Origin of the sequence: Pseudomonas grimontii, from assembly GCF_007858185.1 — a bacterium.
GTDB classification, from domain to species: domain Bacteria; phylum Pseudomonadota; class Gammaproteobacteria; order Pseudomonadales; family Pseudomonadaceae; genus Aquipseudomonas; species Aquipseudomonas grimontii.
Genome location: NZ_VFES01000002.1, coordinates 346,010 through 370,638, shown reverse-complemented (window position 1 = coordinate 370,638; position 24,629 = coordinate 346,010). Strand labels below are relative to the sequence as shown.

The 24,629-nt window shown below is 61.8% G+C and carries 21 protein-coding genes and 1 riboswitch; of the genes, 8 read left to right on the top strand and 13 right to left on the bottom strand.

Going from position 1 to position 24,629, the window contains the following annotated elements; genetic code table 11:
* Positions 1 to 34: 34 nt before the first annotated feature.
* Positions 35 to 850 (top strand): rhodanese-like domain-containing protein, encoded by an 816-nt coding sequence (locus FIV39_RS05880; RefSeq protein WP_090400873.1) that lies wholly within the window; start codon positions 35 to 37, stop codon positions 848 to 850.
* Between the two features lie 16 nt (positions 851 to 866).
* On the top strand, positions 867 to 1,727 hold the full coding sequence (asd, locus tag FIV39_RS05875; protein WP_003171334.1) for an archaetidylserine decarboxylase: 861 nt from the start codon (positions 867 to 869) through the stop codon (positions 1,725 to 1,727).
* Positions 1,728 to 1,837: 110 nt separating this feature from the next.
* Here the strand turns inward: asd and serB are convergent, their stop codons facing one another.
* A complete protein-coding gene (gene serB / locus FIV39_RS05870) occupies positions 1,838 to 3,052 on the bottom strand; it encodes a phosphoserine phosphatase SerB (protein WP_028615502.1) in 1,215 nt (404 codons plus the stop codon).
* Positions 3,053 to 3,185: 133 nt separating this feature from the next.
* Here serB and FIV39_RS05865 point away from each other — a divergent pair, with 133 nt between their 5' ends.
* A complete protein-coding gene (locus tag FIV39_RS05865; RefSeq protein WP_090400874.1) occupies positions 3,186 to 4,718 on the top strand; it encodes an AhpA/YtjB family protein in 1,533 nt (510 codons plus the stop codon).
* A 182-nt stretch (positions 4,719 to 4,900) separates the two neighbouring features.
* Here FIV39_RS05865 and FIV39_RS05860 read toward each other — a convergent pair whose 3' ends face one another.
* The 8 genes from FIV39_RS05860 to FIV39_RS05825 form a co-directional block, all read right to left on the bottom strand.
* The gene (locus tag FIV39_RS05860) at positions 4,901 to 5,611 is read right to left on the bottom strand and encodes a PqiC family protein (RefSeq protein ID WP_090400875.1); all 711 of its coding nucleotides are present in this window, start codon (positions 5,609 to 5,611) and stop codon (positions 4,901 to 4,903) included.
* A gap of 173 nt (positions 5,612 to 5,784) precedes the next feature.
* Entirely contained in the window at positions 5,785 to 8,049 is a 2,265-nt protein-coding gene (gene parC / locus FIV39_RS05855) for a DNA topoisomerase IV subunit A (protein WP_090400876.1), read from the bottom strand.
* Between the two features lie 73 nt (positions 8,050 to 8,122).
* Positions 8,123 to 9,118: an esterase-like activity of phytase family protein gene (locus FIV39_RS05850; protein WP_090400877.1), complete on the bottom strand. Its 996-nt coding sequence runs from the start codon at positions 9,116 to 9,118 to the stop codon at positions 8,123 to 8,125.
* Positions 9,118 to 11,022, bottom strand: a complete 1,905-nt coding sequence (gene parE, locus FIV39_RS05845; RefSeq protein WP_027604917.1) for a DNA topoisomerase IV subunit B — start codon at positions 11,020 to 11,022, stop codon at positions 9,118 to 9,120. The genes FIV39_RS05850 and parE overlap by 1 nt, the downstream gene beginning before the upstream one ends.
* Positions 11,023 to 11,076: 54 nt before the next feature.
* Positions 11,077 to 11,685, bottom strand: a complete 609-nt coding sequence (locus FIV39_RS05840; protein WP_090400878.1) for a YqiA/YcfP family alpha/beta fold hydrolase — start codon at positions 11,683 to 11,685, stop codon at positions 11,077 to 11,079.
* A gap of 106 nt (positions 11,686 to 11,791) precedes the next feature.
* Positions 11,792 to 12,604, bottom strand: coding sequence for a 3',5'-cyclic-AMP phosphodiesterase (gene cpdA / locus FIV39_RS05835; RefSeq protein WP_090400879.1), 813 nt, complete (start codon positions 12,602 to 12,604; stop codon positions 11,792 to 11,794).
* Between the two features lie 97 nt (positions 12,605 to 12,701).
* Positions 12,702 to 13,151, bottom strand: a complete 450-nt coding sequence (locus tag FIV39_RS05830; RefSeq protein WP_090400880.1) for a DUF1249 domain-containing protein — start codon at positions 13,149 to 13,151, stop codon at positions 12,702 to 12,704.
* A complete protein-coding gene (locus FIV39_RS05825; RefSeq protein ID WP_090400881.1) occupies positions 13,142 to 13,759 on the bottom strand; it encodes an NUDIX domain-containing protein in 618 nt (205 codons plus the stop codon). The genes FIV39_RS05830 and FIV39_RS05825 overlap by 10 nt, the downstream gene beginning before the upstream one ends.
* A 194-nt stretch (positions 13,760 to 13,953) precedes the next feature.
* On the opposite strand from FIV39_RS05825, the gene FIV39_RS05820 reads away from it, so the two are divergent.
* Positions 13,954 to 14,700 carry an RsiV family protein gene (locus FIV39_RS05820; protein ID WP_090400882.1) on the top strand — a complete coding sequence of 249 codons (747 nt, stop codon included), beginning with the start codon at positions 13,954 to 13,956 and terminating at the stop codon, positions 14,698 to 14,700.
* Here FIV39_RS05820 and cytX read toward each other — a convergent pair.
* Together cytX and thiC are read right to left on the bottom strand one after the other, a co-directional pair.
* Entirely contained in the window at positions 14,669 to 15,946 is a 1,278-nt protein-coding gene (gene cytX, locus FIV39_RS05815; protein WP_090400883.1) for a putative hydroxymethylpyrimidine transporter CytX, read from the bottom strand. The two genes, FIV39_RS05820 and cytX, sit on opposite strands and share 32 nt — an antisense overlap.
* Positions 15,947 to 16,035: 89 nt before the next feature.
* Entirely contained in the window at positions 16,036 to 17,925 is a 1,890-nt protein-coding gene (gene thiC / locus FIV39_RS05810) for a phosphomethylpyrimidine synthase ThiC (protein WP_090400884.1), read from the bottom strand.
* Positions 17,926 to 18,072: 147 nt separating this feature from the next.
* Positions 18,073 to 18,178, bottom strand: a riboswitch (TPP riboswitch).
* 196 nt (positions 18,179 to 18,374) lie between these two features.
* Here thiC and FIV39_RS05805 point away from each other — a divergent pair.
* A complete protein-coding gene (locus tag FIV39_RS05805) occupies positions 18,375 to 19,814 on the top strand; it encodes a TolC family outer membrane protein (protein ID WP_090400885.1) in 1,440 nt (479 codons plus the stop codon).
* A 62-nt stretch (positions 19,815 to 19,876) separates the two neighbouring features.
* Here FIV39_RS05805 and waaA read toward each other — a convergent pair whose 3' ends face one another.
* Together waaA and FIV39_RS05795 are read right to left on the bottom strand one after the other, a co-directional pair.
* Positions 19,877 to 21,154, bottom strand: a complete 1,278-nt coding sequence (gene waaA, locus FIV39_RS05800; RefSeq protein WP_090400886.1) for a lipid IV(A) 3-deoxy-D-manno-octulosonic acid transferase — start codon at positions 21,152 to 21,154, stop codon at positions 19,877 to 19,879.
* Positions 21,155 to 21,177: 23 nt separating this feature from the next.
* Positions 21,178 to 22,068 carry a LysR family transcriptional regulator gene (locus FIV39_RS05795; RefSeq protein ID WP_090400887.1) on the bottom strand — a complete coding sequence of 297 codons (891 nt, stop codon included), beginning with the start codon at positions 22,066 to 22,068 and terminating at the stop codon, positions 21,178 to 21,180.
* A gap of 102 nt (positions 22,069 to 22,170) precedes the next feature.
* Here FIV39_RS05795 and FIV39_RS05790 point away from each other — a divergent pair, with 102 nt between their 5' ends.
* The 3 genes from FIV39_RS05790 (at position 22,171) to FIV39_RS05780 (ending at position 24,620) form a co-directional block, all read left to right on the top strand.
* Positions 22,171 to 22,506: a DMT family transporter gene (locus tag FIV39_RS05790; RefSeq protein WP_027604927.1), complete on the top strand. Its 336-nt coding sequence runs from the start codon at positions 22,171 to 22,173 to the stop codon at positions 22,504 to 22,506.
* Positions 22,507 to 22,641: 135 nt separating this feature from the next.
* Complete coding sequence (locus tag FIV39_RS05785; RefSeq protein ID WP_090400888.1) at positions 22,642 to 23,811, top strand: NAD(P)/FAD-dependent oxidoreductase; 1,170 nt, start codon at positions 22,642 to 22,644, stop codon at positions 23,809 to 23,811.
* Positions 23,808 to 24,620 carry an aldo/keto reductase gene (locus tag FIV39_RS05780; protein ID WP_090400889.1) on the top strand — a complete coding sequence of 271 codons (813 nt, stop codon included), beginning with the start codon at positions 23,808 to 23,810 and terminating at the stop codon, positions 24,618 to 24,620. The genes FIV39_RS05785 and FIV39_RS05780 overlap by 4 nt, the downstream gene beginning before the upstream one ends.
* Positions 24,621 to 24,629 lie beyond the last annotated feature (9 nt).

Below are 24,629 nucleotides of genomic sequence, written 5' to 3'. Positions count from 1 at the left end.
TTAATCGCCAACATTTGTGCCCAGGAGACCTCACATGCCTGACTTCTCTGGCTTGCCGCTGGTGATCGAATCCAGTGACCTGCTCGGTCAACTGGATGCCGAGCGCCTGATTCTGGTGGACCTCACCAGTGCCGCCCGCTACGCCGAAGGGCACATCCCCGGCGCGCATTTCGTTGACCCCAAGCGCACCCAACTGGGCCAGGCACCGGCACCCGGCCTGCTGCCCGGCAAGGCTGATCTCGAGAAACTGTTCGGCGAACTGGGCCACACGCCCGACGCTACCTACGTGGTCTATGACGACGAAGGCGGTGGTTGGGCCGGGCGTTTTATCTGGATGCTCGACGTGATCGGCCATCAGAAATACCACTATCTGGATGGCGGCCTGCTCGCGTGGCTGGAGGGCAAATACCCGCTCTCCACCGACGTGCCCGCCGCGGCCGGCGGTCCAGTCAGCCTCACGCTGCATGACGGCCCCACCGCTACCCGCGAATACCTGCAAAGCCGTCTTGGGGCTGCCGACCTGGGCGTCTGGGATGCGCGTGGGCCGCTGGAATATTCCGGCGAGAAAGTGCTCGCAGCCAAAGGCGGGCACATCCCCGGCGCGGTGAATTTCGAATGGACGGCCGGCATGGACAAAGAGCGCAACCTGCGCATCCGCCGCGACATGCCGCAGATCCTCGAAAGCCTCGGGCTGACCAAAGACAAAGAAATCATCACCCACTGCCAGACTCACCACCGCTCTGGCTTCACCTACCTGGTGGCCAAGGCGCTCGGTTATCCGCGAGTCAAAGGTTATGCCGGTTCCTGGGGCGAATGGGGCAACCACCCCGACACCCCCGTCGAGATTTAAGGTTTAAGGACAGTAAATGAAAAAGCAGTTGTTTATCCTCAGCCAGTACCTGCTGCCGCACCACCTGCTGTCGCGGTTGGCCGGCTGCATCGCCGAGTGCCGCGTGCGCTGGTTCAAGAATGCCTTCACCACCTGGTTCGCCAAGCGTTATCAAGTGGATATGTCCCAGGCCCTGGTAGAAGACGTGACCGCTTACGAGCACTTCAACGCTTTCTTCACCCGCGCCCTGAAAGACGGCGCCCGCCCACTGGACCAGACCCCTGGCGCAGTACTAAGCCCAGCCGATGGCGCGGTCAGCCAGCTTGGCCCTATCGAACATGGCCGCGTGTTCCAGGCCAAAGGCCACAGCTTCAGCGTGTTGGAGCTGTTGGGCGGTGATGCGGCGGTCGCTGCGCCGTTCATGGGCGGCGATTTCGCCACCATTTACCTGTCGCCGAAGGACTACCACCGAGTGCATATGCCTCTGGCCGGTACCCTGCGCGAAATGGTCTACGTGCCTGGGCGGATTTTCTCGGTAAACCAGACCACCGCCGAAAACGTGCCGGAGTTGTTTGCGCGTAACGAGCGTGTTGTCTGCCTGTTCGACACCGAACGCGGCCCGATGGCCGTGGTATTGGTGGGTGCGATGATTGTGGCGTCGATTGAAACCGTCTGGGCCGGCCTGGTTACTCCGCCGAAGCGCGAGCTGAAAACTTTCCGCTATGACGAAGCTGCGCGCGCGCCGATTCACCTGGAGAAGGGTGCGGAGCTGGGTCGCTTCAAGTTGGGCTCCACCGCGATCGTGCTGTTCGGGCCGGATCAGGTGAAGTGGGCTGAGGAACTGGTGGCGGGTTCGCCGGTGCAGATGGGCCAGGGTATCGCTTTACCTAAAGCCTGACACCGAACCCAATATGGGAGGGGGCTTGCTCCCGATAGCGGGGTATCAGTCAACACATCAGTGACTGAACCACTGCCATCGGGGGCAAGTCCCCTCCCACATTTAGTCAGTTACAGCTGACCGTCGCGGTCGCGAAAGCCCAGCAGATAGAGCACGCCATCCAACCCCAAGGTCGAAATCGCCTGCTTGGCCGATTGCTTGACCAATGGCTTGGCGCGGAACGCCACACCCAAACCGGCGATTGCCAGCATCGGCAAGTCGTTGGCGCCGTCGCCGACCGCAATGGTCTGTTCCAGACGCAAACCTTCCTTGTGGGCCAGTTCCTTCAGCAGATCCGCCTTGCGCTGCGCATCGACAATCGGCTCGACCGCGACGCCGGTCACCTTGCCATCCACCACTTCCAATTCGTTGGCGAACACATAGTCGATGCCCAGCTTGGCCTGCAATTGCTTGGCGAAGTAAGTGAAACCACCCGACAGGATCGCCGTCTTGTAGCCCAGGCGCTTGAGTTCGGCGAACAGGGTTTCGGCGCCTTCGGTCAGGCGCAGCGACGCGCCGATGGAGTCCAGCACGCTCACATCCAGGCCCTTGAGCAAGGCCAGGCGCTCCTTGAAGCTGGCGCGGAAATCCAATTCCCCGGCCATGGCGCGCTCGGTGATTTCGGAAACCTGCTCACCCACGCCGGCCGCCTTGGCCAGCTCGTCGATGACTTCGGCTTCGATCAGCGTGGAGTCCATGTCGAACACCGCCAGGCGACGGTTGCGGCGGAACAGCGAATCTTCCTGGAAGGCGATATCGACATTCAGCTCCTGGGCCACGCTGAGGAATTCGGCGCGCAGGGCTTGCGGGTCGGCCGGCTCACCGCGCACGGAGAACTCGATGCAGCCCTTGCCCTTGTCGGCCGGAGTGTCCAACGGCATGCGACCCGACAGACGGTCGATATGGTCAATGTTCAAACCATACTGCGCAGTAATCGAGCTGACGCGCTGCAGCTGTTCGGCGGTGACCTTGCGGGTCAGCAGCGTCACGATATGGCGCTTCTTGCCCTGGCCGGCCACCCACTGCTGGTAATCCTCTTCGGATACCGGGGTGAAACGCACCTGCTGATCCAGCTTATACGCCGTAAACAGGATGTCCTTGAGCACCGATGAGGCCTGCTCGGTGCTGGGAATTTCCACCAGGATGCCGAACGACAGCGTGTCGTGGATCACCGCCTGGCCGATGTCGAGAATGTTCACACCACCCTGGGCCAGAACGCCGGTAATGGCTGCGGTAAGACCTGGGCGGTCTTCCCCAGTGATGTTAATCAGGACAATTTCGCGCAAGGCGCACCCCCAGGCTGGAAAAAAACCGCATTCTACCCACTTTCAGTGACCATCGGGCACAGCCAGCGCTTTGCCGGTCTTGGGCCTGTCGCTATACTGCGCGTCAACTTCACGGACCAAGAGCCGAGCTCAAGTGAACCGGCCCACGCCAGTAAAAACCGACAACTTCTTCCTGCTGATCTTCCGGGCACTGCGCCACCGCCGTGTACCGATCGCATTACGCATCGCCAGCCATAACGTGATCCTGGTCGCCCTGGCCTTGGTGATCTACGCCTGCGTGATGGGTTTGCAATTCAAGCAGGCCATGCACGAGCAAGCCGACGCCCTGGGCGAGAGCCTGACCACTCAGACCGCCACTTCGGCGACTGAGCTGCTGGTGTCCAACGACATCCTCAGCCTCAACGTGCTGCTCAACAACCTGACCAAGAACCCGCTCGTGGCCCATGCCGCCATCTACAGCGTGGACAACCGCATCATGGCCGAAGCCGGGCAGCGCCCGAAAAACGGCCTGCTGGGCGAAGCCGAAGGCCTGTACCAGAGCAATATCACGTTTCAGGATGTGAAGGCCGGCCAACTGCGTATCAGCCTCGACATGCAGCAGTTCCAGCAGCCGATGACCATCAGCCTGCAAAGCATGGGTATCCTCAGCGCCATCCTGCTGGCATTGGCCCTGGCCCTGAGCCTGCGCCTGGGGCGGCATATCTCCACGCCGCTGATGCAATTGCGCATCTGGCTGCGGGACATCGACGAGCACACCCCGGCGACCGACCGCCAGGATGAAATCGGCGACCTTGCCCGCCAGCTGCATGCCAGCTTCGCCCCGGAACCTGTGGTGCCCGAAGTCGAACCTGAGCCTGAATACGACGACACCGATTACGACGACGAACCCGAGTTCGAAGTACGCAACCTGCGTGACCCGGGCTTCGACGAGCGCCCTCCGGTGGCGGGCCTCAAGCCTGCACCGCGCCATGCATTCAAGGCCGAGGAAGACGAGCTGGACGATGAAGACCCCTTCGCCGACCTGCGCGATACGTCATCTGACAGCACCGCAATCGCCCCCAAGGCCGCGCCGGCACGCAGCAGCGAGCCGCAGTACAGCGCTGTGCTCGCCGTGCAACTGGGTGCCCAGGACCAATTGCGTCGCCTGCCCCGTGCGCGCCTGACCGAACTGCTGGAACGCTACCGCGACTGCCTCGACCAGGCAGCCTCGTTGTACCAGAGCGAACTGCACACCCTGAACGATGGCAGCACGCTTATGCTGTTCCACAGCGAAGACAGCGGCGAAGACTACCTGACCAACGCGATTTGCTGCGGTGAGTTGCTGCGCGCCCTGGGCCATGAATTGCAGATCGAAGTCGCCGACAGTGGCATCACCCTGCAACTGCAACTGGGCCTCACCGTGGGCGACGACCTGTTTGGCATGAGCCAGATCGACTTGCTGCTCACTGAAAACGCCCAGGATGCACTGGCCTTGTCCCAACACAGCCGCAACCTGCTGCTGGTGGAGCGCAAGATCAGTGAAGACACGCTGATCCGCCAACGCGCGCGTATCCGCCCGATTGCCAGCCCTGAGGGGGCAAGCTGCGTGGAACGGTTGATGGAGCCGTACCCATCGATGCTGGAGCGGCAGCTGGCGCGGATGCATGAGACTCGCTCCAAGCCCTGAAGAACATGTGAGAGGGGGCTTGCCCCCGATTGCGGAGTACCAGTTAGCACATTATTAACTGAACCACCGTTATCGGGGGCAAGCCCCCTCCCACATTTGGATCGCCACAAACCTCAAGTAAATTGCACACAAACAAAAGGCCCGCTGAATCAGCGGGCCTTTTGTTTGGCATTCAGATCAGATCAGAACCTGAATACTTCCATATCCGTACGGATCGGCGTTGCCATCGGCATCTTCGGCTTTTGCGGCTCTGCCGGCTTAGCCTGTACCGGGGCAGACTTGCGGGGCGCCTCGGCGATGGGTGGCTGGTTGGCCAATGGCTTGAGGGCCACCGACAACTGCTGCGCCAATTGCTGCAGCAGCACGCCCTGGGCCTGAACCTGGGACGCGGTGGTGCCGGCGTGCTCTTCCTGCAGGTGCACGATGCGGTTATCACGCACCTGGCCGCGACGATCGATCAAGCGCCATTGCGCATCGAGGATCGCCGGTTGCGACTTACCGGAATCGAGCCGTGTAATGGTCAGCAAGACCTGCACATCGGGGCTGAAGCCGGTTGGCGCAGGCGCCAGGACCACACGCTGGCTGTCCAACTGTCCGGCCACCTGACGCAACATCAACTGGTTGATATCAGAAGACAAACTGCCCGCCCAACGACCATCAGTGGAACCTTGCAGGCTTCCATCGTTCTGACGTTGCAGCAAGGTTTCGCGTTGCAGGTAATCGGCCACGACTACCGGTCCCAGCAAAACGGACATGCCAGCGGTTTGGGCTGGCTGAGCCGGACTTCCGCTGTCCAGCTGGTACAGCGACACAGGCTGGTGTGTGCTGCAACCCGCCAGCCCCAGAAGGCCAGCGAGCATGAAAAATAGAGGAACGCGTGGAGCAGTCATCATCCCATCCAGGTGGCTGCCACAAGGCGAACCACAATGTAATACTAAAAATAACCTAAACACGCTCGGCCACGCCGGCGCTGGAAAGGCCATATCATCCGTGAATATGCGCCATGACTCCAGCGCCAAAGCGTCGATCTACGCTTTAAATCGTAGATCGAGGGCTCTAATACGCCTTAAACCGGCGTTTCCACCAGCAAAGCATCCACACGCTGGAAGCCGCGAGGCAGTTTATTACCGCGACGACCACGCTCGCCCTTGTAGTGTTCCAGGTCGTCAGGGCGCAATGACAACGTGCGCTTGCCGGCCTGGAGCACCAGGGTAGAACCTTCCGGGATCACCGCGATGTCGGTCACGTACTCTTCGCGACTGGCCACCCGCTCGCCGGGAATCCCAATAATCTTGTTGCCCTTGCCTTTGCCCAACTGCGGCAGGTCGCTGATCTTGAACACCAGCAGGCGCCCTTCGGTGGTCACCGACGCCAGCCAGTTGCCCTCGCGGTCTTCCACCGGACGCGGCAGGATGACCTTGGCGTTGTTCGGCAGGCTCAACAACGCCTTGCCCGCTTTGTTCTTGGCCTGCAGGTCTTCACCCTTGACCACGAACCCATAACCCGCGTCGGAGGCGATCACATACAGCGAATCGTCATCCGGCAGCAGCACACATTCAAAATTCGCCCCCGGCGGCGGTGTCAGGCGACCGGTCAACGGCTCGCCCTGCCCCCGCGCCGATGGCAAGGTGTGCGCCGGCACCGAATAACTACGCCCGGTGGAGTCAATAAACACCGCAAACTGATTGGAGCGACCGGCTGCGGCAGTCTTGAAGCCATCACCCGCCTTGTACGACAAGCCAGTGGCGTCAATATCATGCCCTTTGGCTGAGCGAACCCAACCCTTTTCCGACAGAACGACGGTAATTTTCTCGTTCGGCAGCAGTTCGGTCTCTGTGAGCGCCTTGGCTTCGGCACGCTGCACGATTGGCGAACGGCGGTCGTCGCCATAGGTTTCGGCGTCTTTGATCAGCTCGGTGCGCACCAGCTTCTTCAGCTTGGCTTCGCTGCCCAGCAGGGCTTGCAGCTTGGCCTGCTCCTTGAGCAGCGCGTCTTGTTCGTCGCGCAGCTTCATTTCTTCCAGGCGTGCCAACTGGCGCAAACGGGTGTCGAGGATGTAGTCGGCCTGGATCTCGCTCAGCTCGAAACGTGCGATCAGCTCGGCTTTCGGATGCTCGGCGGTACGGATGATGTGGATCACTTCATCCAGGTTGAGGTAGGCAATCAGCAAACCGTCCAACAGGTGCAGGCGGCGCTCGACCTTGTCGAGGCGGAACTGCAGGCGGCGACGTACGGTTTGTATCCGGAACTCCAGCCACTCGACCAGCAGGTTGCGCAGGTTTTTCAGCTGCGGCTTGCCGTCCAGGCCGATGATGTTGACGTTGACCCGGTAGCTGGACTCCAGCTCCGTGCTGGCAAACAGATGCTGCATCAGCACTTCGTGGTCGACCCGGCTGTTGGTCGGGATGATCACGATGCGGCAGGGGTTTTCGTGGTCGGACTCGTCACGCAGGTCGGCGACCTGCGGCAATTTCGACGGTTTGGCCTGCATCAGCGCGGCAATCTGCTCCAGCACCTTGGCACCGGACACCTGGTGCGGCAGGGCGGTGACGATAATGTCGCCGTCTTCGATGTGATACACGGCGCGCATGCGCACCGAGCCCTTGCCGGTTTCGTACATCTTCAGCAGGTCGGCGCGTGGCGTGATGATTTCCGCTTCGGTCGGGTAATCCGGGCCCTGGATGTGCTCGCAAAGCTGCTCGACCGTGGCCTTTGGCTCATCCAGCAAGCGCACGCAGGCGGCGGCGACTTCGCGCAGGTTGTGCGGCGGTACGTCGGTGGCCATGCCGACCGCGATACCGGTGGTGCCATTGAGCAGGATATTCGGCAAACGTGCGGGCAACACCAGCGGCTCGTCGAGAGTACCGTCAAAGTTCGGCCCCCAGTTCGCGGTGCCCTGGCCCAACTCGCTGAGCAGCACTTCCGAATACCGCGACAAGCGTGCTTCGGTGTAACGCATGGCCGCGAAGGACTTGGGATCATCCGGCGCCCCCCAGTTACCCTGGCCGTCGACGAGGGTGTAGCGGTAGCTGAACGGCTGTGCCATCAGCACCATGGCTTCGTAGCACGCCGAATCGCCGTGGGGGTGGAATTTACCGAGCACGTCACCGACGGTGCGCGCCGATTTCTTGTGCTTGGAGTCGGCGTCCAGGCCCAACTCACTCATGGCGTAGATGATGCGCCGCTGTACGGGCTTCAGGCCGTCGCCGATATGCGGCAAGGCACGGTCCATGATCACGTACATGGAGTAGTTGAGGTAGGCATTTTCGGTGAAGTCAGCCAGCGACCGGCGTTCTACGCCGTCTAAGCTGTCTGCGAGGATGTCACTCATGCGGGCCTCATCATTGTTTGGTAAAGCGCAGCGGAAATGCCGCCGCGCCGGATCGATTCAGAAAAGTAGCGACTCATGGCTGCGCGCTCCAGCCACCGGCGGGGGCGGCGAAACGATAGACCATGGGGCGTTTTTCACCATCGGCGCGGGGGCCGAAATTATTGTCGATGCCCAGCCAGGCACCGTCTGCGTCCACCACCAGGGCTTCGGCCAAGCCATAGGGCTGGGCGTAACGCCGCTCGGGCGTCAGGGTTTCGTCGGCGAACGACCAGCACAACTCGACCTTGGCCGTGACCGCATCGCGCCGGCAAATCCGGAACGCGTTGCGCTCCAGGGTAAACAGCTTGCCGTTGAACAGTGACAGATCGGCGAAATCCTTGGACACCGCCTTGGCACCGGTGAACTTGGCCGGCTGCATCTCCTGGCCGGCCTCACTCAACAACACGCAGGGGCCATCGCAATCCCAAAGGCTTTGCGGGCGCTTGATGGAGATGAGGCCGCGCCGCTCACGCTCCGCAGCCAGCCAGATCTGATTACCCTCGGGGTTGATCGCCAGGCCTTCGAACAAGGCATTGAAGTGCAGCAACATGCCACTAGCCCGGGCTTCGCGCACCATGCTCGGAGCGATCTTCAACCATTCAGGCGCACCGTTCACCGGCACTTGCAGCACCGCCGCATGGGCTTCGCTGACAATGTAGCGGTTGCCGGCGGCATCGCAGGTGATGCCTTCAAAGTCCAGGTCGCCGCCGCGAATGAACGACGCGGCCTTGGTGCGAGAACGCAGCCCCCAGGGCAACCCGGATTCCGGCACCGGCGGGACATCGATCCTTACCGCCTCGGCTTGCCAGGTCGGCGCACTGATATCGAGACGATAGATCTGGTCATCATCGCGGTCGGAAACTGTCCACAGATCCTTGCCACACTGCACCAGGCCCGACAGGTTGCCACCCCGCATGCCATCCACCGGGTGTTCGGACACCAACTTGAGCTCAGCCACGGGCGCGGCGGCGACCTGAGTCGCTACCAGCCCGCTCAACATCAGGATCGCCAGGGCGAAACCTGTGCGCATCAGCCCAGAACCTCGGCCAGGTTGCCTTTGGATTCCAACCAGGACTTGCGATCCGGCGCGCGTTTCTTCGCCAGCAGCATGTCCATCATTTCCGAGGTGGCGGCGAAGTCTTCCAGGGTCAACTGCACCAGGCGCCGGGTGTTCGGGTCCATGGTGGTTTCACGCAGTTGCGGCGGGTTCATTTCGCCCAGGCCCTTGAATCGCGTGACCTGCGGCTTGCCGCGTTTCTTCTCGGCTACCAGGCGGTCGAGAATGCCATCGCGTTCCGCTTCGTCCAGGGCGTAGAAAATCTCCTTGCCCAGGTCGATACGGTACAGCGGCGGCATGGCGACGTAGACGTGACCGGCATCCACCAACGGGCGGAAGTGCTGCACGAACAACGCGCACAGCAGGGTCGCGATGTGCAGGCCGTCGGAGTCGGCGTCGGCGAGGATGCAGATCTTGCCGTAGCGCAACTGGCTCATGTCCGCTGCGCCTGGGTCGACGCCGATGGCCACGGCGATGTTGTGCACTTCCTGGCTGGCGAGGACTTCGCTGCCATCGACTTCCCAGGTATTGAGGATCTTGCCGCGCAACGGCAGGATCGCCTGGAATTCCTTGTCCCGCGCTTGCTTGGCGGACCCACCGGCGGAGTCACCTTCGACCAGGAACAGCTCGGAGCGCATCGGGTCCTGCCCGGCGCAATCGGCCAGCTTGCCGGGCAATGCCGGGCCCTGGGTGATGCGCTTGCGCTCGACTTTCTTGCTGGCCTTGAGGCGACGGCCGGCGTTGTTGATCGCCAGTTCCGCCAGGGCCAGGCCCAGTTCCGGGTGCTCGTTGAGCCACAGGCTGAAAGCATCCTTGACCACACCGGAGACAAACGCTGCCGCTTCGCGCGACGACAGGCGCTCCTTGGTCTGGCCGGAGAACTGCGGCTCCTGCATTTTCATCGACAGCACGAACGCGATGCGCTCCCACACGTCTTCCGGCGCCAGCTTCACGCCGCGCGGCAGCAGGCTGCGGTATTCGCAGAATTCGCGCATGGCATCCAGCAAGCCCTGGCGCAAACCGTTGACGTGGGTGCCGCCCTGGGCGGTGGGGATCAGGTTGACGTAGCTTTCCTGAACGCTGTCGCCGCCTTCGGGCAACCACAGCAGCGCCCAGTCGACCGCTTCCTTGTTTCCGGCCAGGCTGCCGCAGAACGGCTCGTTGGGCAGGCGCTCGAAATCGCTGACGGAGTCTTCCAGGTAGGAACGCAGGCCGTCTTCGTAATGCCACTCGACTTTCTCGCCTGTGCCTTTGTCTTCAAAGGTCACCAACAGGCCGGGGCACAACACGGCCTTGGCCTTGAGTACGTGCTTGAGGCGGCTGATGGAGAATTTCGGCGAGTCGAAGTATTTAGGGTCCGGTGCAAAGTACACGCTGGTACCGGTGTTGCGCTTGCCAACGGTGCCGATCACCTGCAGGTCGGTGGCTTTGTAGCCATCGGCGAAGGTCATCTCGTACTCGTTGCCGTCGCGCTTGACCTTGACCCGCACCAACGTAGACAGGGCGTTGACCACGGAAATACCCACACCGTGCAAGCCACCGGAGAACTGATAGTTCTTGTTCGAGAACTTGCCGCCGGCGTGCAGCTTGGTAAGGATCAGCTCGACGCCCGACACGCCCTCTTCCGGGTGAATGTCCACGGGCATGCCGCGACCATCGTCGGACACTTCCAGGGAGTGGTCAGCATGAAGAATGACGTGCACCGACTTGGCGTGCCCGGCCAAGGCTTCGTCGACGCTGTTGTCGATGACTTCCTGGGCAAGGTGGTTCGGCCGACTGGTGTCGGTGTACATGCCGGGACGTTTGCGCACCGGGTCGAGGCCCGATAGGACTTCGATGGCATCGGCGTTATAAGAGCTAGCGCTGGGAGTGGCCATGGGGTCTCGTCGTGAGTCGTTCGATTAAAAAGTAACCTGCGATTTCCAAGGCAATTACAGTGCCGAGAAATCGAAGGATTGATACTGATCTGCGCCAATGCCGGCAAAACTCAACAGCGCCGGCAATTGCTGGGCGAACCCCTGGTAACCATGGTCGCCACCGGCCTGGATGCGCAAGGCACAGGCCCGGTAATACTGCTGGGCGAGGCGATAATCCAGTGTTTCATCACCGGTCTGCAACCACACCTGATAACGCGCGGCGTCCTGGGGAGCCGGCACTTCCAGCTCGGCCAGCGCCGTGACGTGGTCGTGGGTCAATTCCCAGGTTTCATCGGTGTACAGGTTCTTCTGGGTACCCAGGTAACCGTCGAACATCCGATGGGGGCTGACGGCCGGGTTGACCAGCAGCGCCTTGAGGCCATGGCGCTCGGCAAGATGGGTTGCATAGTAGCCGCCGAGTGAGCTGCCGACCAGCAGCGGCCGCCCCAGTTCGGCAATGGCTTGCTCCAACTGGGGAATTGCCTGACGGGGATGGTGATGCAGCGCCGGCACGCGCAGTTGGTCGGCCAGGCCGAGTGTGTCCATCACGGTCACCAGCTGGCAGGCCTTGTTGGACGCAGGCGCGCTGTTGAAGCCGTGGATATACAGGATCGAAGCGGACATGCCGGGGTCTCCGTGCTTGCGCCAAAAGGGCGCAGTTTACAGGGATCGGGGTGGTGTGAGCACCCGATCATCCAGCCACCACATCTCTGATCAGTGTTTGCAGCTTTTAATAGCCGTTGCTGCCGTAGTCCACGGTAAAAGCGAAGCCTTTGACCCGCTCCACCCCTGTCTCCAGCCGTCCGTCGGCATGCAAACGCAACCAACGATAGCCCGGCGCGTGCTCGCTGACCTGGAAATCCTCGCTGCCCGGCGTGAACTGGATGCAGGTGGACGGCGAAGCCAGCAGGCGCACGCCGTTGCGCTCGCGGTCGATCTCCTGGTGCACGTGGCCCCAGAGCACTGCTTTCACCTGCGGAAAACGGTCCAGCACAGCAAACAGCGCATCGGGGTTGCGCAAGCCGATGGGTTCCATCCACGCACAGCCGATGGGCACCGGGTGATGGTGGAAACACACCAGGTGATGGCGGTTCGGGGCTTCGCTCAAGGCTTGAGCCAGCAATTGCAACTGCGAATCCTGCAGGTAGCCCGGCACGGAGCCTGGCACGGCGGAGTCGAGCAGGGTGATGCGCCAGTTGCCGAGGTCCACCACGGGCTCCAGCAGGTCACTGTGCGCGGCGGCGTGCAGCATAATCCGGGGTTCGTCGTGATTACCGGGAATCCAGCGCGCCGGGGCCTTGATCTGCTGAGTCAGGTCACGAAATGCCTGGTAAGACTCCAGCGTACCGTCCTGGGATAAGTCCCCCGTGGCCATTACCAGGTCGATGTGCGGCTGTTGCTGGCGCACCAGTTCGATCACCCGCTGCAGACTCTCACGGGTGTTCATGCCCAACAGCGTACCGTCGGCCTCGGCAAACAGGTGGCTGTCGGACAGCTGCACCAGCAGCGCAGCGTCGGGGTTCAAGGTGGATACGCTCGGCAAGGCGCTCTCCCAAAGCAATCACAGAAATGGACAGTTGGGGCGATTATGCTGGGGCAGGACGCAAAGAGGAAACCCAGGAAGCAGACGCAGTTCACATCTACCGCACGACTTCGAACTCATGGCCCAGGGCCAGGCAATGACTCAACCATTCACCGAGGAACACATTGAGCTGTGCTTTCTCATCGGGCTGGTGCATGAACACATTCGGGTAAGGATAGATGCTGCGAAAGCGCCGCGCATGTTCGGCGCTGATGACTTCGGCCATCCGCGCATCGTGGTACACCTGCACTTCCAGTTGCGGCACCGGCAACCACGGCAGGCTGTGTTCCTGGCGCACCCGCAGGGTGGTGGTGTACGGGCAGTTGACGATCACGTCCAGGGCCAGCACGCCCAGCATCTGGTCGCCATGGGTCACGCCGATGCGGCGCGCTTGCGGGGTGTGGCGCATGTCGGGCAGCAGACGCATCAGCCGCGCATAGTTGGCTTCGCAGGCGGCTTGCAGCCCGATCAGGTCGACTCGATAACGTTCCCGTGCCTTTACTGCCATAACCCCCTCACTTCCGCGCGATTAAGCGCAAGCCATTGCAGGGCGATAATGCTGGCTGCGTTGGAAATTTTACCGTCGCGAACGGCTTGCAGGGCGTCTTCAAATGCCCAGACCGTGACGCGGATGTCTTCTGCTTCTTCTTCCAGTCCATGGACGCCACCCGCCCCCGAGCTGTCGCAGCGGCCCAGGTACAAGTGGACAAATTCGGTACTGCCACCGGGCGACGGGAAATACTTGGTGATCGGCCACAGTGCGGAGAACGTCAGCCCAGCTTCCTCCTCGGCCTCGCGGTGTGCAACCTCCTCCGGCTCTTCGTCCTTGTCGATCAGCCCCGCAACCATTTCCACCAGCCAAGGGTTATTGCTGCGGCCCATGGCGCCCACGCGAAACTGCTCGATCAGCACCACTTCATCGCGCTGCGGGTCGTAGGGCAACACGCACACCGCGTCATGGCGCACGAACACTTCGCGATTGATCACGCGGCTCATGCCGCCGTCGAACTTTTCATGGCGCAGTTGCACGCGATCGAGCTGGTAGAAGCCCTTGTAGGCATTGTCGCGCTGAACAATCTCGATCGTACTCGGCGTCGATTTCGCAATGTCCGTCATACCCTTCCTCATCATGTCCCGTGCAATTCGCGCCATCCTAACGCGCTCCTGCCCATTGGTGCAGCCCCTTTGCGGTTGCCGGGCCAGACGGAGAAGGTCAAACTCACGCTCAATCAGCTTAGTGGCGAACTGACTGCCCTGCCGGTAGTCGAAGCTCCACAAATTTCGCTCTTATCGATAGACGAAGGACATCCATGTCGCTTTTAAAAATCGCATCCGTGGCCTGCATCGCCTTGACCCTCGGCGCCTGCCAAAGCCTGTTCCAACCCAGCTATCGCACTCCGCTGGAAGCCACCCGCGACGCCAGCGAGCAGAGCAAGCCGGGCTGCGCCGCCAGCGATTGCCCTTTGGTGAATATCGACACTGTGCACTTTGCCAAGGAACCCAAGCTGGATGCCTTGATCGAGCAACGCCTGCTGGAAATGACCCGCACCAACGCGGCCGACCCGCTGCCGTCGAGCCTTGAGTCTTATCGCGAGCAATTCCTCAGCACCGCAGCCCCACGCAACAGCATGTACTTGCAGGCCAAGGTACGTGAGCAGCATGACGGTTTGGTAATCATCGAGTTATCCAGCTACCTGGATCAAGGCGCCACCCACGGCGAGCCAGGCCGCGCCTTCATCAACTATTCACGCCAGCAGCAAAAGGCCCTTTGGCTGACCGATATGCTGCTGCAAGGCAAGGAAGATGCGTTCTGGAAAGCCGCCCAGGTGGCGCACAACAGCTGGCTGATCAGCACCCGCCTGAGCCTGGAACCGGAGTTCGTGAAAACCTACCCGTTCCAGAAAACCCCGAACGTGGCGCTGACCTATGGCGGCGTGATCCTCAAGTACCCCACCAGCACCATCGCGCCTTACGCCCTGGGCCATGTCGAGTTGCAGATTCCCTACTCGCGCCTGGAAGGCATCCTCAAGCCTGAGTGGGTGCCCGCGCGCCGCTGAAGGCCCGCCCCAGGATGAACTGCAACAGCCCTGCCAGCACCAATGCCGGCAGGGTTGCGCCGATGTCCGGGTACAGGTTGGCCAACAGGTGATACGTAGCAATGCCACCCAGCCAGGCCAACAGTGCCGGCCAACGCAGGCTGGCGACCGCGCCATGACCACGACGGCGCAGGATGAAATGATCCACCAGCACCACGCCGAACAACGGCGCAAACACAGAACCGATCAGCAACAGGAAGTTCTGGTATTGCGCCAACGGTGCAAAACAGGCGATCAGGGTGCAGATCACACCAATGGCCAGTGCCAGGTGCTCGACCTTCAAGCGCAACAGCATCCCACTGGACACCGCCGCCGAGTGAATATCGGCAAAGGCGTTTTCCGACTCGTCCAACAGGATCAGCAGCAGCGGAATCCCCAGGCCGGCCCCAGCCAGCGCCAGCAGCAGCGCATTCACTTCACCGCTGGGCGCAAACGCCAGGGTGTAGGCCACGCCCAGGCTCATCAGCCAGAAATTACCAATAAAGAAACCCAGCGCCGTACCGCCAAACACGCTTTGGGCACGCTTGCCGAAGCGTGAGTAATCGGCAATCAGCGGCAGCCACGAAAGCGGCATGGCGATGGCGATATCAAAGCCGACCGCAAACGGCATCGAACCGTCACCGGCCTGGGCCCAGAGTGTGCCGAGGTCGGCCTTGGCGAAGAGGTTCCAGGTCAGCCACAGGCAGGCCGCCAGCAGCAGCCAGATACCCCATTTGCGCAAAATCTGCCGCACAAACGTCAGCGGACCGCTGACCGCCAGCAGGGTCGCCAGGCCACCGAAGAACAGTGTCCACAACAACGGGCTGGCCAATAGGCTGCCATCGCTGAACGCCCGCGCACCCAACAGGCTGGCGGCATCGCGCATCACGATAATTTCGAACGAGCCCCAGCCGACCAGTTGCAGCAGGTTCAGCAACGCCGGCAGGCTGGCACCCTTGGCGCCGAGGCTGAGCTTGAGGGCGGCCATGGCGGACAGGCCGGTGTCGCTGCCGATCACGCCGACGGCCGCCAGCAACAGCACGCCCACCAGGGTGCCGAGGAAAATGGCCAGCAATGAACCAGACAGGCCCAGGCCCGGCGCGAGCAATGCGCCGGTCTGCAGGACCATCAGGCCGATGCCAAGGGAGAACCACAGGGAGAACAGGTCGCGCGCGCCGAAGACGCGTTTGTCGGAGGTGACCGCGATGTCAGGGGAATAAGTGTTCAAATCAGAAGTCTCAAGAGAACATGGTTACGAGCCGCAAGCCGCAAGAAAAAGCAGATTCAGCTTTTAACTTGTGGCTTGCCGCTTGCCGCTTAAACTTTCTTGTACAGCTGACTACCTTCCTGCTTGAACCGCTCCGCCTGCTCCGCCAAGCCCTTGGCGACGTCCACATCCACCGCTTCAATGCGCTGGTTGGCCGCGTACTCACGCACTTCCTGGGTGATTTTCATCGAGCAGAACTTCGGCCCGCACATCGAGCAGAAGTGCGCGACCTTGGCCGAGTCCTTCGGCAGGGTTTCGTCGTGGTAGGAGCGCGCGGTATCCGGGTCCAGGCCGAGGTTGAACTGGTCTTCCCAACGGAACTCGAAGCGCGCCTTGCTCAATGCGTTATCGCGGATCTGCGCGCCCGGATGCCCCTTGGCCAAGTCCGCCGCATGGGCGGCGATCTTGTAGGTGATGATCCCGGTCTTCACGTCATCCTTGTTCGGCAGGCCCAGGTGCTCCTTCGGCGTGACGTAACAGAGCATGGCGCAACCGAACCAGCCGATCATCGCCGCGCCGATGCCGGAGGTGATGTGGTCGTAGCCCGGCGCGATGTCGGTGGTCAGCGGGCCGAGGGTGTAGAACGGCGCCTCGTCGCAGCACTCGAGCTGCTTGTCCATGTTCTCCTTGATCAACTGCATCGGCACGTGACCCGGCCCTTCGATCATGGTTTGCACGTCGTGCTTCCAGGCGATCTTGGTCAGTTCGCCGAGGGTTTCCAATTCGCCGAATTGCGCGGCGTCGTTGGCGTCGGCAATCGAGCCGGGGCGCAGGCCGTCGCCGAGGGAGAAGCTGACGTCATAGGCCTTCATGATTTCGCAGATTTCGTCGAAATGCGTGTAGGTGAAGTTCTCTTTGTGGTGCGCCAGGCACCACTTGGCCATGATCGAACCGCCACGGGAGACGATACCGGTGACGCGCTTGGCGGTCAGCGGCACGTAGCGCAGCAACACGCCGGCGTGGATGGTGAAATAGTCGACGCCCTGCTCCGCCTGTTCGATCAGGGTGTCGCGGAACAGCTCCCAGGTCAGGTCTTCGGCAGCGCCGCCGACTTTTTCCAGGGCCTGGTAGATCGGTACGGTACCGATCGGCACCGGCGAGTTGCGGATGATCCACTCGCGGGTTTCGTGGATGTGCTTGCCGGTCGACAGGTCCATCACCGTGTCCGAACCCCAGCGAATGCCCCAGGTGAGTTTCGCCACTTCTTCTTCGATGGAAGAACCCAGGGCGCTGTTACCGATGTTGCCGTTGATCTTCACCAGGAAGTTACGGCCGATGATCATCGGTTCCAGTTCGGTGTGGTTGATGTTGGCCGGGATGATCGCGCGGCCACGGGCGATTTCTTCGCGCACGAATTCAGGGGTGATGATTTTCGGCACGCTGGCGCCGAAGCTGTGGCCGGCGTGTTGCTGGTCCAGCAGGCCGCTGGCGCGGGCTTCTTCCAGCTTCATGTTTTCGCGGATGGCGACGTATTCCATCTCGGCGGTGATGATGCCTTTGCGGGCGTAGTGCATTTGGGTGACGTTGGCCCCGGCCTTGGCGCGGCGCGGGTTTTTCACGTGGGCGAAACGCAGCGCGGTCAGCTCGGCATCGCTGAGGCGCTGTTGGCCGAAGTGCGAGCTCAAGCCCGACAGGCGCTCGGTGTCGCCGCGGGATTCGATCCACGGCGAGCGCACATCGCCCAAGCCTTTGCGCACGTCGATGATGACGTTGGGGTCGGTGTAGGGGCCGGAGGTGTCATAAACCACCACCGGCGCGTTGATTTCACCGCCGAAATCGGTGGGGGTCACGTCCAGGCTAATCTCACGCATCGGCACACGAATGTCCGGGCGAGTGCCTTGCACATAGATTTTTTGCGAGCGGGTAAACGGTTGCACTGAGCCGGAGTCGACCTTGGCCGATTCACTCAAGTGCACAGTGTTTTTTAGTTTTGTAGTCATCACGGGCTCCAACTTATCCAGGCGGTGGATTTTTGTCGGAGCGAACCTGTGACGGATGGACGCACTGAAACCAGTGCTGTGCTTGGCGCACAAGAGCTGTTCGATTGTCGAACAACATCCCGGACGAAGCACAAGAGGACTCGCCGGGTGACGAGAAATCTTGTTCCCTACGCAGGCGTTAACCTGATCAGGTTCAACGGGATCCGGTATTTACCGATCTCAGCCTTCCAACAAGGCACCCCGACAAGAACGAGGCCAGTCTAGACCATGCCGTGGGCAAATTGCCAATAGCGGTGCATTCAGCGTGATGAATGGCGTGATTGCGGGATTGTTGCGCCGTTGCCGCGCTACTACACTCGGGAGCCGCCTCACTGCTTGACGCCAGGATTGGCCAACCGTAGCCTTGAGCGCTAAATTATCACCATAATATTCACACTAGGGATCGCCTCATGCTGCGCAAACTTTCACTGGCTCTCGCCGTGTCTTGTGCGACCAACGGAATGGTCTGGGCAGCTGAAGCGCCCTTGTCCGCAAAAACTGACCTGGTCAGCGTCTATCAGGAAGCAGTGGATAACAACGCCGACCTGGCGGCCGCCCGCGCCCAATACGGCGCGCAGAAAGAAGTCGTGCCCCAGGCTCGCGCCGGCTTGCTGCCGAACCTGTCGGGCGGTGCCGACATCAATAACGTGCGCACCCAGATCGACACGCCGGCGGCCACTGCCAACCGCGACGCCCACTCCTGGCGCGCGACCCTGAGCCAGCCGCTGTTCCGCGCCGATCGCTGGTTCCAACTGCAAGCCGCCGAGGCCACCAACGAACAGGCGGCGCTGCAACTTTCGGCCACTGAACAGAACCTGATCCTGCAAAGCGCCGAAAGCTACTTCGCCGTGCTGCGCGCCCAGGACAACCTGGCCTCGACCAAGGCCGAGGAAAATGCGTTCAAGCGCCAGCTGGATCAATCCAACGAGCGCTTCGACGTGGGCCTGTCGGACAAGACCGATGTGCTGCAATCCCAGGCCAGCTATGACACTGCACGGGCTAACCGGATCGTCGCGCAACGCCAGGTGGATGATGCGTTCGAAGCGCTGATTACCCTGACCAACCGCCAGTACAACTCGATCCAGGGCATTGTCCACACGCTGCCGGTGTTGCCGCCGCTGCCCAACGACGCCAAGGCCTGGGTCGAGACGGCCGGCCGCCAGAACCTGAACCTGCTGGCCAGCAACTACGCCGTGACTGCCGCCGAGGAAACCCTCAAGCAGCGCAAGGCCGGCCACGCCCCCACCCTGGACGCCGTGGCGCAGTACGAAAAAGGTGACAACGACGCCCTTGGCTTCAGCAACCCGAATGCCTTTGGCACGCCCTACCGGGGCGACGTGGAGCAGCGCACCGTCGGTTTGCGCCTGAATATCCCCCTCTACAGCGGCGGGCTGACCAGTTCGCAAGTGCGTGAGTCGTACTCGCGCCTGGGCCAGACCGAGCAGCAACGCGAAGGCCTGCGTCGCCAGGTGGTGGAGAACACGCGCAACCTGCACCGTGCGGTGAACACCGATGTGGAACAGGTACAGGCGCGCCGCCAGTCGATCATCTCCAACCAGAGCGCGGTGGAAGCCACCGAAATCGGCTACCAGGTGGGTACCCGCAACATCGTCGACGTGCTGGATTCACAGCGCCAGCTGTACTCGTCGGTGCGCAACTACAACAACAGTCGCTACGACTACATCCTCGATAACCTGCGCTTGAAGCAGGCGGCGGGCACCTTGAACCCAGGGGATCTGCAAGACCTGACGCGCTACCTCAAGGCCGACTACAACCCGGATCGCGACTTCCTGCCGCCGGACCTGGCCAAGGCCGCCGCCGAGCAACTCAAAGCCCGCCCAGGCTACTGAACACACCCTAAAACCAATGTGGGAAGGGGCAAGCCCCCTCCCACATTTGGATCGGTGTCGGGTCAGTGAGAAATCAATCGGCCCAACCCATCCAGCAGACGCTTCAGCGCCCCCTGATTGGCCTGCATCACCTTGAGCCCCGCCTGCGCCATCCTGCGTGCATCCTGCGGCAGCTCGAATAGCTGCCGGACCGCCTCGGCCAACCCTTCTGCGTCCTCCACCTCTCGCAACGCACCCGCTTCGCGCATCATCGCGGTGATTTCGAGGAAGTTGAACACGTGAGGGCCCATCATCACAGGCTTGGCCAGCGCGGCCGGTTCCAGCGGGTTATGCCCACCGGTCGCCACCAGGCTGCCGCCGACAAAAGCGCTGTCGGCCAGGGCATAGAGAAACAGCAGCTCGCCCATGGTATCGCCGAGCAGTACCGAAGTTTGCGTGGTAACGGGCTCACCGCTTGAGCGACGCACCGTGGTAAACCCTTGTTGCGCGCACAACTCGAACATCGGGCCGAAGCGCTCTTGATGACGCGGCACCAGAATCAGCAGCGCATTGGGGTAGCTTTCGAGCAGTTGCCGGTGGGCCGCAAGCACTACTTCATCTTCGCCTTCGTGGGTACTGGCGGCGATCCATACCGGACGTTCAGAAGCGCCCCATTGCTCGCGCAGGGCGGCGGCGCGCAGCGGCACCTCGGGGTCGATGGTCAGGTCGAACTTGATCGAGCCGGTGACCTCGACGGTTTCCGGGCGCGCGCCCAGGCTCAGGAAACGCTGGGCCTCGGTTTCGGTCTGTACCGCGAACAGGCTCATTTGCGCCAGCATCGGCCCCGTCAGTTTGGCGAAACGCGCATAGCCCTTGGCCGAACGCGCCGACAGCCGCGCATTGGCCAAGGCCACCGGAATACCGCGCTGGGCACAGGCGTGAATATGGTTGGGCCACAACTCGGTCTCCATGATCACCGCCAGCCTGGGCTGTACACGATCAAGAAAACGCTTGGCCGCACAGGGCAAATCGTAAGGCAGGTAACAGTGCTGGATGCGCGGCTCGTTGGCGAACAACGCCTGGATGCGCTCGGAACCGGTGGGCGTCATGCAGGTGACGGTGATCGGCAGTTGTTGATAACGCTCCAGCAAGCCGCGAATCATCGGCGCAGCGGCAATGCTTTCGCCCACCGACACGGCGTGCACCCAGATCCCGCCCGGTCGCATCACCGGCAAGCCATAGGAAAACCGCTCGCCGACGCGCTGGGCATAGGCCGGTGCCTTGCGTGCGCGCAACCATAGACGTAAGGCCACCAACGGCAGCGCCAGGTAAAACAGACAGCTGTAGAGAGTTCTATTCATGGCGGCGGAGTTTATCGGCTTTTTCAGTCGATCGCCCGCAGGCACTCGGTAAAACGTTCGGCAAGAAAGCGCGCAGCCGGGCCCAGCGGTTCGTCACGGCGCCACACCAACTCAACCACCAGGGCCGGCGGGGTCCATTCGCTGTCGAGTTCGACCATGTGGTTTTGATAGGCGGGGTACTGCACCACGTGCCGGGGCAACCAAGCCCAGCCCAGGCCACGGATCAGCCATTCGGCCAGCACATAGAAGCTGTCGGCTCGCCACACCTGCGGGCTGGCGGCCTCGCTGCCGGGGTAAACACTGGTTTGGGTCGACATCAGCAACTGGCGAAATTGCGCCAGGCGCTGGCAATCCACGAAATTCTGCGTGGCCAAAGGGTGATTGCGCCCGCAGACGGTGACCATCTCGACACTGCCGACCACCCGCCGCTCCAGCGCCTCGGGGATCTGGTCGTGATAAAACAGCATGCCCAGGTCAGCCTTGCGCTCTACCAGCTTGCGGGCAACATCGCCTTGGGCAGCGCTCGAAAGCTGCACTTCCAGGTTCGGAAACTTCCCAGCCAGGGCATCGAGGCTGTCGAGTACCGGCTGGTACAGCATTGCCTCGTCCTGGGCCAGGCGCAGGCGGGCTTCTTCACCGCGCATCAACGACAGTGCACGCCCATTGAGGCGCTCGCATTGACGCAACACTTCCCTGGCCTCTTCGAGCAACACCGCGCCGGCCTCGGTCAGACGCGGCTGGCGGCCACTGCTGCGCTCAAACAGGCTCACGCCGAGGTCTGCTTCCAGCATGGCAATGCCGTTGCTGACCGCCGACTGCGCCTTGCGCTGCCCCCGCGCCACCGCCGAAAACGAACGCTGCTCGGCGACGCTGACAAACAGGCGCATCTGCTCCAGATTCCACTGCACGCTCATGGCTTAACCCATCTTTATTTCGGATAGGTAATGACTTTACCCCATCTGATAAAACTCTAGAATGCCGGCCTTATCAGATTGCTTTACACCGAGGACTCACCCATGAACGCCGCTTACTGCTACCTGGCCATTGCCATCTGCTCGGAAGTGATCGCCACCGTTTCCATGAAGGCCATCAAGGGCTGGAGCACCCCAATCCCGCTGTTGCTGGTGATCGTCGGCTACGGCGTGGCGTTCTGGATGCTGACACTGGTGGTGCGTACCGTGCCGGTCGGCGTGGCCTACGCAGTATGGGCCGGGATGGGCATCGTAATGGTGAGCATTGCCGCGCTGTTCATCTATGGGCAGAAACTGGACGTCCCGGCCATGCTGGGGATGGGCCTGATTGTGCTGGGCGTGGTGGTCATCCAGCTGTTCTCGAAAACCGCAGGGCATTAAAAGCAGCAGTAAGTTGCGAGCTACAAGCGGCAAGAAAGAGCGCCGCGAATCGCTTCTAACTTGCCGCTTGCAGCCGATAACTTGTCGCTGCGCGCTATACTGGGCTCCCTTTTCTATCCACGAGGTCTCGCGCGCATGCCTATTTCCACCGACGTGTTGATTGTCGGCGCCGGGGTTGCCGGCCTCTGGCTGAATGCGCGCCTGCGCCGCCAGGGTTTTTCCACGGTTGTGGTGGAAAGTGCCACGCTGGGTGGCGGGCAAAGCGTGAAATCCCAGGGGATCATTCACGGCGGTGCGAAATATGCGCTGCACGGCGCCCTTACCGGCGCCTCCGAAGCCATTGCAGACATGCCGCGCCGCTGGCGTGAAGCCCTGGCCGGCGACGGCGAACTGGACTTGTCCGGCGTACGCGTGCTCTCACAGGCCCATTACCTGTGGTCCCCTGGCACGATCGCCGGCAACCTCACCAGCTTTTTCGCCAGCAAGGCCGTGCGCGGCCGTGTCGACCAGGTCAAGGGCGACGATCTCCCGCCTGCCCTGCAAGACCGTCGCTTCAAGGGCAAGGTCTATCGCCTGGCAGAACTGGTGGTGGACGTCCCTAGCGTGATCGAACGCCTGGCACGGTTGGCCGGTGATGGGTTGCTCGCCGGGCAACATATCGAACCGCTGCGCGAAGGTGACAGCCTGGTGGGCTTGAAGGTCGATGGCCGCGAAATCCGCGCCCAGCGCATCGTCTTGAGCGCCGGCGGCGGTACCGCTGAGCTGCTGGCCGCCCTCGGCCTGAGCCAGCCGGCCATGCAAAAACGCCCCCTGCACATGATCATCGCCAAAGGCCCGGGCCTGAAGCCGCTGTACGCGCACTGCCTGGGCGGCGGTACCAAGCCACGCCTCACCGTCACCACCCATCCCGCCGCCGACGGCAATTGGGTTTGGTACATGGGCGGTGACATTGCCGAGGCCGACGGCGTGGCACGTACGCCGGAAGAACAGATCGCCACCGCCCAGAAAGAGCTGGCCCAATTGCTGCCCTGGATCGATATGAGCCAGACCCAGTGGGCGACACTGCGCGTCGAGCGTGCCGAGCCATTGCAATCGGGCCTGAGCCGGCCTGACAACGCCTTCGTCGCCGAAGACGGCCGCCTGCTGGTGGGTTGGCCGACCAAGCTGGCTTTAGCGCCAGACTTCGCCGACCGAGTGATCAACAGCCTCGAACGCGACGGCATCCGCCCCAGCGTATCGGAGCCTCTGCCCGACCTGCCAAAACCCGCCATCGGCGTACCGGCCTGGGAGCAACTGTTGCCATGAGCCTGCCGACCTTGCACGACCTGCACCGCCCCTTGGGCAGCACCGGCCTGCTGGTCTCGCCACTCGGCCTGGGCACCGTCAAGCTGGGCCGCGACCAGGGCGTGAAATACCCCAACGGCTTCCAGATTCCGGATGACGATGAAGCCCGGATGTTGCTGCGCCAGGCCCGCCAGTTGGGCATCAACCTGATCGATACCGCACCGGCCTATGGCCGTAGCGAAGAACGCCTGGGGCCGCTGTTGCGCGGGCAGCGCAAAGATTGGGTGATCGTCAGCAAAGTCGGCGAGGAGTTCGAAAATGGTGTGTCCCGGCACGATTTCAGTGCCGCCCACACGCGCATGTCCATTGAGCGCAGCTTGAAACGACTTGAAACGGATTTTATCGATCTGGTGCTGGTGCACTCCGATGGCAACGACCTGCACATCCTCAACGACTGTGAGGTTTACCAGACCCTGGCGCAGTTGAAGCAAGAGGGCAAAATTCGCGGTTTCGGCTTCTCCGGCAAAACCATCGAAGGTGGCGTGAAGGCTCTGGAACAAGGTGATTGCGCGATGGTCACCTACAATCTGAACGAACAGGCGGAAAAAGCCGTCATTGATTATGCGGCGGCCCATGGCAAGGGCATCCTGGTCAAAAAGGCGCTGGCCAGCGGCCATGTGTGCCTGGAACCGGGAATGGATCCAATACACGCCAGTTTCATGCTGTTGTTTGCGCAAACGGGCGTCGCCAGTGCTATTGTCGGGACCATTAATCCGCTGCACCTGGCCCACAACGTGGCGACCGCTGCCAAGGTCATTCGTCAACTCTGATGCCGCCGA